Origin of the sequence: Frigoribacterium sp. 2-23 (genome assembly GCF_049601585.1) — a bacterium.
In the GTDB taxonomy this organism is placed as follows: Bacteria; Actinomycetota; Actinomycetes; order Actinomycetales; family Microbacteriaceae; genus Frigoribacterium.
This window is the reverse complement of sequence record NZ_CP187126.1, coordinates 448,053-463,040: the sequence shown is the minus strand read 5'-3', so window position 1 is coordinate 463,040 and position 14,988 is coordinate 448,053. Positions and strand designations below refer to the sequence as shown.

At 67.4% G+C, this 14,988-nt stretch carries 19 protein-coding genes; 1 reads left to right on the top strand and 18 read right to left on the bottom strand.

Annotated elements, in window-relative coordinates:
* Positions 1–66 precede the first annotated feature (66 nt).
* The 7 genes from ACPEEZ_RS02245 to infA all read right to left on the bottom strand — a co-directional run bounded on the left by ACPEEZ_RS02245 (position 67) and on the right by infA (position 6,577).
* Positions 67–3,162, bottom strand: coding sequence for an ExeM/NucH family extracellular endonuclease (locus tag ACPEEZ_RS02245; RefSeq protein WP_423922181.1), 3,096 nt, complete (start codon positions 3,160–3,162; stop codon positions 67–69).
* A 224-nt stretch (positions 3,163–3,386) separates the two neighbouring features.
* On the bottom strand, positions 3,387–3,959 hold the full coding sequence (gene rplQ, locus ACPEEZ_RS02240; protein ID WP_423922179.1) for a 50S ribosomal protein L17: 573 nt from the start codon (positions 3,957–3,959) through the stop codon (positions 3,387–3,389).
* A gap of 48 nt (positions 3,960–4,007) precedes the next feature.
* Positions 4,008–5,000: a DNA-directed RNA polymerase subunit alpha gene (locus ACPEEZ_RS02235; protein WP_055799947.1), complete on the bottom strand. Its 993-nt coding sequence runs from the start codon at positions 4,998–5,000 to the stop codon at positions 4,008–4,010.
* A 185-nt stretch (positions 5,001–5,185) separates the two neighbouring features.
* Positions 5,186–5,584 carry a 30S ribosomal protein S11 gene (gene rpsK, locus ACPEEZ_RS02230; RefSeq protein ID WP_043593323.1) on the bottom strand — a complete coding sequence of 133 codons (399 nt, stop codon included), beginning with the start codon at positions 5,582–5,584 and terminating at the stop codon, positions 5,186–5,188.
* A gap of 44 nt (positions 5,585–5,628) precedes the next feature.
* Complete coding sequence (rpsM, locus tag ACPEEZ_RS02225) at positions 5,629–6,003, bottom strand: 30S ribosomal protein S13 (protein ID WP_423922175.1); 375 nt, start codon at positions 6,001–6,003, stop codon at positions 5,629–5,631.
* A gap of 167 nt (positions 6,004–6,170) precedes the next feature.
* Positions 6,171–6,287, bottom strand: coding sequence for a 50S ribosomal protein L36 (gene rpmJ / locus ACPEEZ_RS02220; protein WP_066517823.1), 117 nt, complete (start codon positions 6,285–6,287; stop codon positions 6,171–6,173).
* A 68-nt stretch (positions 6,288–6,355) separates the two neighbouring features.
* On the bottom strand, positions 6,356–6,577 hold the full coding sequence (gene infA / locus ACPEEZ_RS02215) for a translation initiation factor IF-1 (protein ID WP_022883252.1): 222 nt from the start codon (positions 6,575–6,577) through the stop codon (positions 6,356–6,358).
* 235 nt (positions 6,578–6,812) lie between these two features.
* On the opposite strand from infA, the gene ACPEEZ_RS02210 reads away from it, so the two are divergent.
* Positions 6,813–8,129, top strand: a complete 1,317-nt coding sequence (locus tag ACPEEZ_RS02210) for an LCP family protein (RefSeq protein WP_423922163.1) — start codon at positions 6,813–6,815, stop codon at positions 8,127–8,129.
* 80 nt (positions 8,130–8,209) lie between these two features.
* On the opposite strand, the gene map is transcribed toward ACPEEZ_RS02210, so the two are convergent.
* From map to rplX, 11 genes are all read right to left on the bottom strand, one after another.
* Positions 8,210–9,043 carry a type I methionyl aminopeptidase gene (map, locus tag ACPEEZ_RS02205; protein ID WP_423922160.1) on the bottom strand — a complete coding sequence of 278 codons (834 nt, stop codon included), beginning with the start codon at positions 9,041–9,043 and terminating at the stop codon, positions 8,210–8,212.
* 3 nt (positions 9,044–9,046) lie between these two features.
* A complete protein-coding gene (locus tag ACPEEZ_RS02200; RefSeq protein ID WP_423922158.1) occupies positions 9,047–9,655 on the bottom strand; it encodes an adenylate kinase in 609 nt (202 codons plus the stop codon).
* An 11-nt stretch (positions 9,656–9,666) separates the two neighbouring features.
* The gene (gene secY / locus ACPEEZ_RS02195; protein ID WP_423922155.1) at positions 9,667–10,989 is read right to left on the bottom strand and encodes a preprotein translocase subunit SecY; all 1,323 of its coding nucleotides are present in this window, start codon (positions 10,987–10,989) and stop codon (positions 9,667–9,669) included.
* 69 nt (positions 10,990–11,058) lie between these two features.
* On the bottom strand, positions 11,059–11,661 hold the full coding sequence (rplO, locus tag ACPEEZ_RS02190; RefSeq protein ID WP_423922152.1) for a 50S ribosomal protein L15: 603 nt from the start codon (positions 11,659–11,661) through the stop codon (positions 11,059–11,061).
* A complete protein-coding gene (gene rpmD / locus ACPEEZ_RS02185; RefSeq protein ID WP_123355183.1) occupies positions 11,661–11,846 on the bottom strand; it encodes a 50S ribosomal protein L30 in 186 nt (61 codons plus the stop codon). Before rpmD ends, rplO begins: the two co-directional genes overlap by 1 nt.
* On the bottom strand, positions 11,846–12,589 hold the full coding sequence (gene rpsE, locus ACPEEZ_RS02180) for a 30S ribosomal protein S5 (RefSeq protein ID WP_423922149.1): 744 nt from the start codon (positions 12,587–12,589) through the stop codon (positions 11,846–11,848). Before rpsE ends, rpmD begins: the two co-directional genes overlap by 1 nt.
* Positions 12,586–12,957, bottom strand: a complete 372-nt coding sequence (rplR, locus tag ACPEEZ_RS02175; protein ID WP_423922146.1) for a 50S ribosomal protein L18 — start codon at positions 12,955–12,957, stop codon at positions 12,586–12,588. The genes rpsE and rplR overlap by 4 nt, the downstream gene beginning before the upstream one ends.
* Positions 12,958–12,959: 2 nt before the next feature.
* Positions 12,960–13,496, bottom strand: a complete 537-nt coding sequence (rplF, locus tag ACPEEZ_RS02170; protein ID WP_423922144.1) for a 50S ribosomal protein L6 — start codon at positions 13,494–13,496, stop codon at positions 12,960–12,962.
* 6 nt (positions 13,497–13,502) lie between these two features.
* Positions 13,503–13,901 carry a 30S ribosomal protein S8 gene (gene rpsH, locus ACPEEZ_RS02165; RefSeq protein WP_423922141.1) on the bottom strand — a complete coding sequence of 133 codons (399 nt, stop codon included), beginning with the start codon at positions 13,899–13,901 and terminating at the stop codon, positions 13,503–13,505.
* Positions 13,902–14,042: 141 nt separating this feature from the next.
* Positions 14,043–14,627 (bottom strand): 50S ribosomal protein L5, encoded by a 585-nt coding sequence (gene rplE / locus ACPEEZ_RS02160; RefSeq protein ID WP_423922139.1) that lies wholly within the window; start codon positions 14,625–14,627, stop codon positions 14,043–14,045.
* A complete protein-coding gene (gene rplX, locus ACPEEZ_RS02155; RefSeq protein WP_423922137.1) occupies positions 14,627–14,986 on the bottom strand; it encodes a 50S ribosomal protein L24 in 360 nt (119 codons plus the stop codon). Before rplX ends, rplE begins: the two co-directional genes overlap by 1 nt.
* Between the last annotated feature and the right edge of the window lie 2 nt (positions 14,987–14,988).

Sequence of the window (14,988 nt, the reverse complement as noted above, 5' to 3'; positions counted from 1 at the left end):
GTGGTCGATCACGCGGTGTGCGTGGCCGACCACCCCTCGGTGGCGGTGCCCAGGAGGCGCGGCCCCCTAGGAGGCGCGGCGCCGGACCACGAGAACGGTGCCGCCCATCGCCATCAGCAGCAGCGCGAGGGCGATCCAGCCCGTGAGCTCGGCCGACCCCGTGTAGGCCAGGGCGCTCGAGGCGCCGTTCGGGATCGCGGTGGGGTCACCCGTCGCCGCGACCCGGACGGAGGTCCAGCCGAGCACGTCGCCCGAGGCGTTCAGCACGGCGATGCGGTGCGCTCCGGCGGGGGCGTCGGCGGGGATCGTCACCTGGATGGTGCCGGCGGCCGAGACCTGCTGCCAGTCGCTGAGCAGCACGGGCGTCGAGTACAGCCAAGCCGAGACCCATTGACCCGCGTACTGCTGGCCGACCGTCACCGTGATCGTCTGGCCGGGCGTGAGCACCGACTGCGCGATCGAGATGAGGCCGAGCGTGGCCGCGGTGAGGGCGCTCTCGGGCGCGGCGACGGGCGGCGTCGTCGGCTTGGCCGGCTGGCCGGCGCCCGGTCCCGGGTCGACGGGGGTCGTGCCCGGGTCGGTCGGCGGGGTGCCGGGGTCGGTGGGCGGCGTGCCCGGGTCGTTCGGGTCGGTGGGGACGGTCGCGACACCGAGGTCGACGCCGACGACGACGGGGTCGTGGTCGCTGGCCCGGAACTGGTCGGCTGCGTAGAGCTGCTTCACGTTGTAGTTGAAGCGGCTGTACTCGAGGCCGATGCCCTCGCCCGAGTTGATGTTCCAGATGTCGACACCCGTGACGGCCTTGGCCGCCGTGGGCGAGGCGAGCACGTGGTCGAGCGAGCCGCTGAGCCCTTGGAAGACATAGCTGTACTTGTCGGCGACCGGCTTGAGGTCGACGTAGCCCGCCGTGCGGAGCACCTCCATCGGGTCCTCCATCGTGTACGAGTTGAAGTCGCCGAGCAGGAACACCTTGTCCGTCCCCGCCGCCGTCTTCTGTTCGTCCGCGAACGCGACCAGCGCGTTCGCCTGGTTGACGCGCGACCCGTTCGAGCCACCCTGGCCGTCGCCCGTGTCGGCGTCCGTGCCGGAGCCGCTGCCCTTCGACTTGAAGTGGTTCGCGATGGCGACGAACGTCGAGTCGGCGTCGCCGCCGACGGGCTTGAACGCCTGCGCGAGCGGCTGACGCGCGTTGCTGAACGCGGCCGAACCGATCAGGATGTGCGAATCGCCGACCGTCTCGACGACGGCCTTCTTGTAGATGAACGCGAGGCGGATGACGTCGGCGTTCGCCGGCTGGGCCGCGGGCGACCGCGGGTAGTCCCAGACGTCGCTGCCGGCTGCCGCGTTGAGCGCGGCGACGAGGGTCGAGAGCGCCGAGTCGCGGTCCTTGCCGAAGCGGGCCGAGTTCTCGATCTCCTCGAGCGACACGACGTCGGCACCGAGCTTGGTGATCGCCGTGACGATCTTGGCCTGCTGACGGGCCAGGTTCTCGGCGTTCGCGGCACCGCGGGCGTCGCAGCCGCTGTTCACGGTGACGGGCGCGCCGGCACGGTCCGTGTAATACGTGCAGCCGCTCAGCTGATCGCCCGTCGTCGTGAAGTAGTTCAGCACGTTGAAGCTGGCGAGCTTCACGTCTCCCCCGACCGCACGGGGGGCCTCGGTGCGAATGTTCTGGAACGCGACGGGCAGGTCGGCGTAGGCCGTGTCGCCGGTCACGACCGACGTCGGCTGCAGCTTGTACGCGCTGTTGCGGTAGTCCATGACGACCGGCTTCGTGAACGTGAGAGCCGCGCCGACGGTCACGGGGTTCGTGTTCGACAGGTACGAGAGCGACGCGTCCTTGTTCGTGAAGAAGTTCGTCGTCTGACCGTCGTCGAGCGTGATCCGACGGGCTGCGTTGTCGGCCACCGCGGTAGCGAACTCGGGCGAGCCGGGTCGGCCGACCTCGGTCGGCTGGATGAGCGGCTTCGTGCCCGTGGCCAGCACGACCTCGCCGTACTGGTTCGTCGTGTACGTGTCGGCGACGGTGAAGTCGCCCTGCGGAGCGAGGAGCATGCCCTCGAGCGACTCGCGCTGGGCGACGGTCGCTGGGATGGCGACGCGGGCCGGCTCGACGGCCGCGGCGGGGGTGTCGAGCTTCCGCAGCGACGCCGCACCGGTCACGGTCATCTGCGTGAGCCCGAAGTACTCGCTGACGCGACCGTCGACCTCGATGTAGTCGCCGACCGACACCGAGGAGGCGGTGCTCGGTGAATAGACGAACATCCCGTCCGACGCGACGTGCGTCGTCAGGTCGATTGCACCTCCGGTGCCCGGGGTCTGGATGTAATAGCCGTTGATGCCACCGGTCGCGTACGCGGCGGTGACGACGCCGCGCGTCGTCACGACGCGGTCGACGTAGGGGCTCGTGTCCGTCGTGCCCTGGATCTGGGCGATCGCGACCGTGGCCTCGGGGGTGGGCTCCGGCTGCGGCGTCGGAGGCGTGCCCGGGTCGGTCGGGGTCGTGCCGGCTCCACCGGAGTTTTGCGGCGTGACGTCGGCCTGCTGGGTGAAGTCGGCGGAGTTGTCGTCCGTGTCGGCGAAGGCCGTGCGCACGTACGACGACGGGATGCTGTTGGCCGTGCCGGTCACGGCGGCCTTGGTCTCGTACGTGTTCGAGGTGCCGTAGCCGAGCGCGTCGACGACACCGGGGGTGGACGACGAGACGGACCCGGGTGCCACGGTCAGGGGCTGGGTCGTGCTGGCGAGCACGAGGGTGCCGCTGGCCCCGCCCGGGTTGACCGTGGTGACGGCGTCGGGGGTCGGGAGCGCCGCGCCCGTCGTCCCGTTCGACGTCATCTGCACCAGGTAATAGCCCTGCGGTGCGATGGACCCGCTGAGGTTGCCGACACCGTTGAACGCGGCCGTCCCGGTGGCGGAGCGGTACTGGATCGACCAGCCCGCGAGGGAGACCGTGGCGTTCGTCGGGTTGTACAGCTCGACGAACTTGTTGCTGAACGGCTGATTGGCGCTGCCGCCCTTGAGGTAGGCCTCGTTGATGACGACACCCGCGCCTCCCGGTGCGGCCGTGGCGGCGACGGGGACGAGCGGAGCGAGGCAGAGAACGAGGCCGAGCCCGGCAGCGAGACCGGTTCGGCGGAGAGATCGGGGTCGGGACGACATGGGTTCCTTCGGACGAGGTGCGAGGGGGACCCGATGACCGTAGAGGACATAGCTCACCGATAGGTTTCCGCGAGGAAACGACAAGGTAAACGACACCTGTTAGGGGTACGCGCGTCGTCCTCGCAACGGCCCACCGCCTCCTTCGTTCGCCCGGCCCCCGCTCCGACGGGAACGACGAAGGGCCCGTCACCTCGCGGTGACGGGCCCTTCGGCTGTGGCGGGACCTACTTGGCAGCCTCGTCGGTGCTGGCCTCGTCGGTGCTGCTCTCGTCGGTGCTGGCTTCGTCGGTGCTGGCCTCGTCGGCGGCAGCCGTCTCGGTCTCGACGGGGGCGCTCTCTTCGACCGTCTCGGTCTCTTCGACCGGAGCGGTCTCCTCGACGGAAGCGGCAGCGGCCGGGGCCGCCTTCGTCGACGACGACTTCACCTTCGGGGTGACGGGCTCGAGCACGAGCTCGATCTGCACCATCGAGGCGTTGTCACCCTTGCGGAAGCCGAGCTTGGTGATGCGGGTGTAGCCACCCTCACGCTCGGCGACCAGCGGCGCGACCTCGCTGAAGAGGATGTGCGTCGCCTCCTTGTTGTTGCGGAGGGTCTGGATGACACGACGGCGGGCGTGCAGGTCGCCGCGCTTCGCGAACGTGATGAGACGCTCGGCGACGGGGCGCAGGCGCTTGGCCTTCGTCTCGGTCGTCTTGATGCTCTTGTGCTCGATGAGCGACGCGGCGAGGTTCGCCAGCATGAGGCGCTCGTGCGCCGGGCCGCCTCCGAGGCGGGGACCCTTGGTGGGCTTGGGCATGATTCGTTCCTAAGTGTTGAAGATGATCGGGGTGACGGAGCGGAGGACCTAGTTGGTCTCTTCTTCGTCGTAGCCGCTGTAGAAGTGGGCTCCGTCGAACCCGGGCACGGTGTCCTTCAGCGAGAGGCCGAGCTCGACGAGCTTGTCCTTCACCTCGTCGACCGACTTCTGACCGAAGTTGCGGATGTTCATGAGCTGCGTCTCCGACAGGGCAACGAGCTCGGACACCGTGTTGATGCCCTCGCGCTTCAGGCAGTTGTAGCTGCGGACCGACAGGTCGAGATCCTCGATCGGCGTCTGCAGCTCGCTCGACAGCACGGCGTCGACCGGCGCGGGGCCGATCTCGATGCCCTCGGCGGCGGTGTTCAGCTCGCGGGCCAGACCGAACAGCTCGGTCAGCGTGCGCCCGGCCGACGCGATGGCGTCGCGCGGCGAGATGGCCGGCTTCGTCTCGACGTCGACGACCAGACGGTCGAAGTCGGTGCGCTCACCGGCACGAGTCGCCTCGACGCGGTAGGTGACCTTGAGGACGGGCGAGTAGATCGAGTCGATCGGGATCTGCCCGGCCTCGCTGAACTCGCTGCGGTTCTGCACGGCGGAGACGTAGCCACGGCCACGCTCGATCGTGAGCTCGAGCTCGAACTTCGCCTTGTCGTTGAGCGTGGCGATGACCAGCTCGGGGTTGTGGATCTCGACACCGGCCGGAGCCGAGATGTCGGCGGCCGTCACCTGACCGGCACCCTGCTTGCGCAGGTACGCCGTGATGGGCTCGTCGTGCTCGCTGGAGACGACCAGCTGCTTGATGTTGAGGATGACCTCGGTGACATCTTCTTTGACACCGGGAACGGTGGTGAACTCGTGAAGCACACCGTCGATGCGGATGCTGGTGACAGCAGCGCCGGGGATCGACGAGAGAAGCGTGCGGCGCAGCGAGTTGCCGAGGGTGTAACCGAAGCCGGGCTCGAGCGGCTCGATCACGAAGCGGGAGCGGAACTCCGAGATGTTCTCCTCGGTGAGGGTGGGGCGCTGTGCAATGAGCACTGTGGATTCCTTTCGGCGAAGAGTCCGCTATATGACTCTTGGCGGTACGACAGGTGGCTGGCCCGTCGGGTCTGTTGAGTTGTGTGTGCCTCGACGAGGAGGCGCGGTGAACGCGGTGGAGCCCGCCGCGCCTCGAGACCCCCTCGAAGTCGAGGGAGGCGAGACGCGACGGGCGGGTAACTCAGTTAGACGCGACGACGCTTCGGCGGGCGGCAACCGTTGTGCGCCTGCGGGGTGACGTCGTTGATCGAGCCGACCTCGAGCCCAGCGGCCTGCAGCGAACGGATCGCCGTCTCGCGACCGGAGCCCGGTCCCTTGACGAACACGTCGACCTTCTTGACGCCGTGCTCCTGCGCCTGGCGGGCGGCCGACTCGGCGGCCAGCTGCGCGGCGAACGGCGTCGACTTACGCGAACCCTTGAAGCCGACGGCGCCGGACGAAGCCCAGCTCAGCACGGCACCCGAGGGGTCGGTGATCGACACGATCGTGTTGTTGAACGTGCTCTTGATGTGGGCCTGGCCCACGGCGACGTTCTTCTTCTCTTTGCGGCGGGGCTTACGCGCGGCCGTCTTCGGTGCTGCCAATTTTTTCTCCTACAACCTAGATGGCGATCGGCGGGAGCCGGGGCCTATCGAGCCTTCTTCTTGCCGGCGACGGTGCGCTTCGGGCCCTTGCGGGTACGAGCGTTCGTCTTGGTGCGCTGTCCGCGGACGGGCAGGCCACGGCGGTGGCGGATGCCCTCGTAGCTGCCGATCTCGACCTTGCGGCGGATGTCGGCGGCGACCTCGCGGCGCAGGTCACCCTCCACCTTGTAGTTGCCCTCGATGTGGTCGCGGAGCAGGACGAGCTGGTCGTCCGTGAGGTCCTTGACGCGGATGTTGCCGTCGATCTCGGTGTCGGCGAGAGTCTTGAGCGCGCGGGTGCGGCCGACTCCGTAGATGTAGGTCAGTGCGACTTCCACGCGCTTGTCGCGCGGGATGTCAACGCCTGCTAGACGTGCCATGGTGGCTTCTCCTCGGAGATTGGTGGAGGTCTGTCACAGCACCGGTGCCCGGGCCTCCGACCCGGGGTGTCCCCCGGCGGGCGCTCTCACGACCGATGGGTTCTGGTGCTGCTTCGTGTATTCAGTTGTGTTCGTGGTCTCTCCGGCTCGCGAGGCGAGCCGAGAACCTAGCCCTGACGCTGCTTGTGGCGCGGGTTGCTCTTGCAGATGACCATGACGCGGCCCTTGCGGCGGATCACCTTGCAGTGCTCGCAGATGGGCTTGACGCTGGGGTTGACCTTCATTGCAGATTCCTTGATCTCGCTGGCTTCGTGCTCGGCGGGTGCGCCGGGCCGTTCCTTTCCAGCACGCCCTACTTGTAGCGGTAGACGATCCGGCCGCGGGTCAGGTCGTAGGGGCTGAGTTCCACGATCACGCGGTCTTCGGGGAGGATGCGGATGTAGTGCTGTCGCATCTTGCCGGAGATGTGGGCGAGAACTTTGTGTCCGTTGGTCAGCTCAACACGAAACATCGCATTGGGCAGAGCCTCGACCACTGCGCCTTCGATTTCGATGACACCGTCTTTTTTGGCCATAGCCTCACTGTCGCTAAAAATTGGGAGTGTTGGTCGTGCGGGGATGCGGTGTCTGCGGACACAGAAGTGGCCTGGGAACACCAAAGATCGATCTTATGTGATCGCGCTATAGTTTGCCAACCCGTGCGGTCAACCCGACACGCCGAGTTCGTTCTCAGAGAAGCGCGCGAGCATGTCCTGACCCTTCTCCCCCGACCGCTCCCCCGCGAGTTCGACCCGCCTCCAAGGAGGACGCATGCCAGACGGCCGCCGCACCCGAGCCTCCTCGACCTCTTCGAGCGCCTCCGGGCGCCGCGCCCCCCGCGGCGTGGCCCGTCACGGACGCCTGCGGCGGCGGGGCCCCTGGCGGCACGTGATCGCCCTGGTCGCCGGCGCGATGGCCGTCCTCCTGGTGAGCGGCGTCTCCGTGGCGGCCGTGGCGGTCAAGACGGCGACGTCGGGCGTCCAGACGGTCGCTCTCGGCAACGAGGACGCGGTGAAGGGCGTCGACATCTCGGCGATCAAGGGGGGCGCGAACATCCTGCTCGTCGGGAGCGACGAGCGCGACACGGGCAGCGCCGTGGCCGCCGGCGAGGTGGAGGGCGCGCGCAACGACGTGACGATCCTCGTGCACATCTCCGAGGACCACAGCCAGGTCACGGCCGTGAGCTTCCCCCGGGACATGATGATCGACGTCCCGGCCTGCACCGGGCCCGACGGCACCGTCTACCCGGCCGAGCGCTACGTGCAGTTCAACACGACGTACAGTCGCGGCGGTCTGTCGTGCACGACCAAGACCGTCGAGGCGATGACCGGACTCGGCATCTACTACGCCGGCATGATCACGTTCGACGGCGTCATCGAGATGTCCAACGCCATCGGAGGCGTCGACGTCTGCGTCACCAACAACATCCGCGACACCGACAGCGGCCTCCAGCTCACCGCCGGCACGCACACCCTGCAGGGCGCCGATGCCCTGGCCTTCCTCCGCACCCGTCACGGCGTGGGCGACGGCAGCGATCTCGCCCGGATCAGCTCGCAGCAGGTGTTCCTGTCGTCGATGATGCGGAAGATCATCTCGGGCGGGACACTCGGCAACGTCACGACGCTGTACAAGCTCGCCTCGGCGGCCCTCAGCAACATGACGCTGTCGTCCACCCTCAACTCGCCGGACACGCTCGTCCAGCTCGCCCTGGCGATGAACGACCTGAGCCCCGCCGGGATCGTCTTCGTGCAGTACCCCGTCATCGACGACCCCCGGAACCCGAACCGGGTGGTGGCGGCGACCGCCGACGCGACCACGCTGAACACGGCGCTCAAGAACGACACCCGCTTCACGCTCGGCGATGCCAGCACGGGGCGCGCCTCGGTCGACGACGGTACGGCGGCCCCCACCGAGTCGGCACCGGCGACCACCGCGCCGAGCACGCCGGCACCGACGGAGGGTGCCACGGGTGCCGCCTCGGGTGCGGCGTCGACGCCCGCCGAGGCCCCCGTCACCACGCTGCCATCCACCATCAGCGGACAGTCCGCGGCCGAGGCGACCTGCTCGGTCGGGTCGTCCCGCCGCTGACCCCCGAGCGGCACGTGCAGCACACCTCCTCGTGATCGTCGGACCACGAGGAGGCGCGGCGCGCCGATTCCCGCGAGTCGCTACGCGATCGGCGTGGGACGGATGCCGAGGGCGGCGAGTCCGGCGGCGCCGCCGTCGTGTGCCGTCAGGACCCAGATGCCGTCGGCGTGCACGGCGACGGAGTGCTCCCAATGGGCCGCCGACGAACCGTCGGTCGTCGTGACCGTCCAGTCGTCGTCCTGCGTGACGGTGTCGTTGCCGCCGAGGGTGATCATGGGCTCGATCGCGACGACGAGACCCGGTTTGACGCTCGGGCCACGGCCGCGCACGCGGTAGTTGAACACCGGGGGCTCTTCGTGCATCGAGCGGCCGATGCCGTGCCCGATGTAGTCCTCGAGGATACCGAACTCGCCCTGCGACTCGACGTAGTCCTCGATGGCCTCGCCGACCTCGTTGAGGTGCGAGGCACGGGCCAGCGCCGCGATGCCGTGCCAGAGGGACTGTTCGGTGACGTCGTTGAGGCGACGCCGCTCGGCGACGAGGTCGGGTCGCGACGGGTCGTCGATCACGAAGCTTCTGGCACTGTCGCCGTTCCAGCCCTCGAATTCGGCCCCGCTGTCGATGGAGACGATGTCGCCCGGTTCGACGACACGCGTCCCGGGGATGCCGTGCACGACGTCGTCGTTGATCGACGAGCAGATCGTGTTGCGATAGCCGGGCACCAACATGAAGTTGGGGACACCGCCCCCGTCGCGGATGGTCTTCTCGGCGATGGCGTCGAGTTCACCGGTGCTGATGCCGGGTCGGATCGCGTCGGCCACCGCATCCAGCGACTCGGCGGTCAGCAGGCCCGGTCGGACCATCGCCCGCAACTCGGCGGGCGTCTTGTAGATGCCCGACTTGCGAAACGCCACCGACTACGAGGCCGAGGCGACGGGACGGAACCCGCGATCGGTCAGAGCCGTGTCGATGCGCGACGCCACCTCGCCGATGGTGCCGAGGCCGTCCACCTCGATGAGCAGCCCACGGTCGCGGTACGTGTCGATCAGCGGTGCCGTCTCGCGCAGGTAGACGTCCTGACGATGACGGATCGCCTCTTCGGTGTCGTCCGAACGCCCCTGGTCGAGGGCGCGCTTGCGGAGGCGTTCGACGATCTCGTCGCGGTCGGCGACCAGCTGCACGACGGCGTTGAGCTTCTCGCCCTTGCCCTCGAGATACGAGTCGAGGAACTCGACCTGGTGGAGCGTGCGCGGGTAGCCGTCGAGCAGGAACCCTGCCTCGGCGTCCGCCTGACCGAGACGGTCGGAGATGAGCTCGTTCGTCAGACTGTCGGGGACGTAGTCGCCCGCGTCCATGATCGCCTTGACCTTGAGCCCGAGCTCGGTCTCGTTCTTGACGTTGGCACGGAAGATGTCGCCCGTCGAGATCGCCGGGATGCCGAAGGACTCGGCGATGGCGGTCGCCTGCGTCCCCTTGCCGGCCCCGGGAGGGCCGACGATCAGGAGGCGCGGGCTGAGTTCGGTCACGGAGCCCGCCGTCATCGCAGGAGCCCTTCGTAGTGGCGCTGCTGCAGCTGCGAGTCGATCTGCTTCACGGTCTCGAGACCGACACCGACGATGATCAGGATGCTCGCGCCTCCGAACGGGAAGTTCTGGTTCGCACCCACCGTGGCGAGGGCGATCAGCGGGATGAGCGCGATGACACCGAGGTAGAGGGAGCCGGGCAGCGTGACCCGCGTCAAGACGTAGTCGAGGTACTCGGCCGTCGGGCGCCCCGCACGGATGCCGGGGATGAAGCCGCCGTACTTCTTCATGTTGTCGGCGACCTCTTCGGGGTTGAAGGTGATCGCGACGTAGAAGTACGTGAAGCCGACGATGAGGGCGAAGTACAGGACCATGTACAACGGGTTGTCGCCCGAGGTGAGGTTGGCCTGGACCCAGCTCACCCATGCAGGCGGAGCGGTGCCGTCGGACGGCTGGTTGAACTGGGCGACCAGGGCCGGCAGGTACAGCAGCGACGAGGCGAAGATGACGGGCACGACGCCGGCCATGTTGACCTTAATCGGGATGTACGTGTTGTTGCCGCCGTATGTTCGCCGGCCGACCATGCGTTTGGCGTATTGGACCGGGATGCGTCTCTGGGACTGCTCGACGAACACGACGAGGGCCATGATGATGAGCCCGATCGCGATCACCATCAGGAAGATCTCGAAGCTGCGGGCCTGGGCGATGCTCCAGAGGGCCGTGGGGAAGCGGGCCGCGATGGACGTGAAGATGAGGATCGACATGCCGTTGCCGATGCCGCGCTCGGTGATGAGCTCGCCCATCCACATGATGAGGCCGGTACCCGCGGTCATGGTGATGACCATGAGCATGACGGCGTACCAGGCGTCGTTCGTGATGAGCTGCGAACACTCGGCCACGCTGGAGCCGCCGAACAGGGCGCCCGAACGCGCGACCGTGATCAGCGTCGTCGACTGGAGGATACCGAGCGCGATGGTGAGGTACCGCGTGTACTGGGTGAGCTTCGCCTGACCCGACTGGCCCTCTTTGTACAGGGTGTCGAAGTGCGGGATGACGACGCGGAGCAGCTGCACGATGATCGACGACGTGATGTAGGGCATGATGCCCAGCGCGAAGACCGACAGCTGGAGCAGCGCACCGCCGCTGAAGAGGTTGACGAGCTCGTAGAGGCCCGACGTGCCCTGATTGCCGGCGAGGCAGATCTGGACGTTCTGGTAGTCGACGAACGGCGACGGAACGAACGAACCCAGACGGAAGAGCGCAATGATGCCGAGCGTGAACCCGATCTTCCTGCGAAGGTCTGGGGTGCGCATGATGCGCGCGACTGCTCTGAACAACGTGGGCCTCCCGGTATGAAGGATAGACGACTGAAAGGGGTGGCCCGATTGGGCCACCCCTTCAGGGTGTTACTTGGTGACGGACCCGCCGGCGGCGACGATCTTCTCTTCGGCAGAGCCGGAGACCTTGTCCACGGCGACGGTCAGCGCAACGCTGATGTCGCCCTGGCCGAGGACCTTGACCTTCTCGTTCTTGCGGACCGCACCCTTGGCGACGAGGTCGACCGTGGTGACCTCACCACCCTGCGGGTACAGCTCGCCGAGCTTGTCGAGGTTCACGACCTGGTACTCGACGCGGAACGGGTTCTTGAACCCGCGCAGCTTCGGGGTACGCATGTGCAGAGGCATCTGCCCACCCTCGAAGCCGACCTTGACCTGGTAACGAGCCTTCTGGCCCTTGGTACCACGGCCAGCCGTCTTACCCTTCGAACCCTCACCGCGACCCACGCGGGTCTTGGCCGTCTTGGCCCCGGGGGCCGGACGGAGGTGGTGCACCTTGAGGACCTGGGCGCGAGCGACGTCGTCGGACGACTTCGGCTCGGCCTTGGTGGTCGACGCGGTGGATGCGGCGGCCTTGCTGGCAGCCGGCTTCTTGGCAGCCGTCGCCTTGGGGGCGGCGGCCTTCTTGGCGGGAGCGGCCTTCTCGGCCGTCTCCTTCTTCTCGTCAGCCATTAGTCAATCTCCTCGACCTTCACGAGGTGAGCAACCGTGTTGATGTAGCCGCGGTTCTGCTTGGTGTCCTCGCGCACGACCGACTGGCCGATGCGCTTGAGGCCCAGGCTCCGCAGCGTGTCACGCTGGTTCTGCTTCTCGCTGATTACGGACTTGATCTGGGTCACCTTGAGGTTGGCGGCCATCAGGCACCTGCCTTCTCGGTTGCAGCTTTGCGGGCCGCCTCTTCTGCGCGGAGCAGACGGGCGGGGGCCACCTGGTCGATGTCGAGGCCACGACGGGCGGCGACGGCGCGCGGCTCCTCGAGCTGCTGGAGCGCGGCGACGGTCGCGTGCACGATGTTGATCGTGTTCGAGGACCCGAGCGACTTGCTCAGCACGTCGTGGATACCGGCGCACTCGAGCACGGCGCGGACGGGACCACCGGCGATAACACCGGTACCGGCCGAGGCCGGACGCAGCATGACGACACCGGCAGCGGCCTCACCCTGGACGGGGTGCGGGATCGTGTTGGCGACGCGGGGGACGCGGAAGAAGTTCTTCTTCGCCTCTTCGACACCCTTGCTGATCGCCGTGGGGACCTCGCGGGCCTTGCCGTAGCCGACGCCGACCAGACCGTTGCCGTCACCGACGACCACGAGAGCGGTGAAGCTAAAGCGACGACCACCCTTGACGACCTTCGACACACGGTTGATCGTGACGACGCGCTCCAGGAACTGGCTCTTGTCGTCACGGTCGCCGCGGCCGCGGCCGTTCTGGTTGCGGTCTCCACGACCCTGGCCGCCACGACGGTCGGTGCGACCGCCTTCGCGGTTGTTCGACTCCGAGCCGGCTGCGGTCTCGACGGGGCGCTCGACGACGGCCTCGGCCGGTGCCTTCGCCGCGTCGGTCTCGACGGCGGGGGGAGTGGTGTTCGTAGCGTCGCTCACAGGTTCAAACCAGCCTCTCGGGCGCCTTCGGCGATGGCCGCGACGCGTCCGGCGTACTTGTTACCGCCGCGATCGAACACGACGGCCTCGATGCCCGCGGCCTTGGCGCGCTCGGCGACGAGCTCGCCGACCTTGCGGGACTTCGCGGTCTTGTCACCGTCGAACGTACGCAGGTCGGCCTCGAGGGTCGATGCGCTGGCGACGGTGTGGCCCTTGCTGTCGTCGACGACCTGCACGAAGACGTGACGGGCCGAACGGGTGACGACGAGACGGGGGCGCTCTTCGGTGCCCACGACCTTCTTGCGCAGGCGGGTGTGACGGCGCTTGGTGGCAGCCGACTTGCTTTTTCCTCGTGTACCGAGACCCATGATTACTTACCTGACTTTCCGGCCTTGCGGCGGACGACCTCGCCGGCGTAGCGGACACCCTTGCCCTTGTAGGGCTCGGGCTTGCGCAGCTTGCGGATGTTGGCGGCGACCTCGCCGACGGCCTGCTTGTCGATGCCGACGACGGTGAGCTTGTTGTTGCCCTCGACCGTGAAGCTGATGCCCGCGGGCGGCTCGACGGTGATGGGGTGCGAGTAGCCGAGCGCGAACTCGATGTTCGAGCCCTTGGCCTGCACGCGGTAACCGGTGCCGACGACCTCGAGGCCCTTCGTGTAGCCCTGGGTCACGCCGATGATCTGGTTGGCGATGAGGGTACGCGTGAGACCGTGCAGCGAGCGCGACTCGCGCTCGTCGTCGGGACGGGTCACGACGACCGTGCCCTCTTCGAGCTTGGCTTCGATGGGAGCCTTGACGGTGAGCGACAGCTCACCCTTCGGGCCCTTGACGGTGACGGCCTGGCCGTCGATCTTCACATCGACCCCGGCAGGGATCGAGATGGGGAGGCGTCCGATTCGAGACATAGTGAATTACCACACGTAGGCGATGACTTCTCCGCCTACGCCCTTCTTCTCGGCCTCACGGTCGGTCAGCAGACCGGAGGAAGTCGACAGGATGGCGACACCGAGGCCACCGAGCACCTGAGGGATCTCGGTCGACTTCGCGTAGACGCGGAGGCCGGGCTTCGAGACGCGCTTGATGCCCACGATGGAGCGCTCGCGGTTCGGGCCGTACTTCAGGTCGATCGTGAGGGTCTGGCCGACGCGGGCGTCTTCCACCTTCCACGAGTCGATGAAGCCCTCGCGCTTGAGGATCTCGGCGATGTGGGACTTGAGTTTGCTGCTGGGGAGCGAGACGGTCTCGTGGAAGGCCGAGTTCGCGTTGCGCAGTCTGGTCAGCAGGTCTGCGACCGGATCTGTCATCGTCATGCGGATGATCTCTTTCTCATCTGGTTTCGACATCCGGTACACCGGGTGCCGACCTAGATGATCGGGCGGGCGGAGAGCGGTTCTCTCCGACCTCAGGGGAACGGTCGGCAACTCGACGCGCGAGTTGCCGACCGAACGATCTTAGTTGGCCGAGTCGGCCGAACGGAACGGGAAGCCCAGCGCCTTGAGCAGCGCGCGGCCCTCGTCGTCCGTCTTCGCGGTGGTCACGACGGTGATGTCGAAGCCACGCACGCGGTCGATGCGGTCCTGATCGATCTCGTGGAACATGCTCTGCTCGTTGAGACCGAAGGTGTAGTTGCCGTTTCCGTCGAACTGGCGGTCGCTGAGACCACGGAAGTCGCGGATGCGGGGAAGCGCCAGCGACAGCAGACGGTCGAGGAACTCCCACGCACGGTCGCCGCGCAGCGTGACGTGCGCGCCGATCGGCTGACCCTCGCGCAGCTTGAACTGCGCGATGGACTTGCGGGCCTTCGTCACCTGGGGCTTCTGACCCGTGATGGCGGTCAGGTCCTTGATGGCACCGTCGATGATCTTGCTGTCGCGTGCGGCCTCGCCGACACCCGTGTTGACGACGATCTTCACGAGACCGGGCACCTGGTGCACGTTCGTGAAGCCGAAGTCCTTCTGGAGCTGCGGCAGGATCTCGGCGCGGTACTTCGCCTTGAGGCGGGGCTGGTTGCTGCCAGCCACTGCGGTGTCAGTCATTAGAGCGCTTCACCCGACTTCTTTGCGTAGCGGACACGGACGGTCTTGGTGACGCCGTCCTTGGTGACCGTCTCGAGGCGGAAGCCGACACGCGTCGGCTTCTTGGTCTTGGGGTCGACCAGGGCGACGTTCGACACGTGAAGCGGAGCCTCGTGCGTCTCGATGCCGCCGGTCTTGGTGCCACGCTGGGTCTGACCCACGCGGACGTGCTTGGTGACGAAGTTGACACCCTCCACTACCACGCGGTTCTTCTCGACGAGCACCTCGAGCACCTTGCCCTGCTTGCCGCGGTCTCCGCCGCGGGCCTGCGAGGCACCGGTGATGACCTGAACCAGGTCACCCTTCTTGATGTTTGCCATGA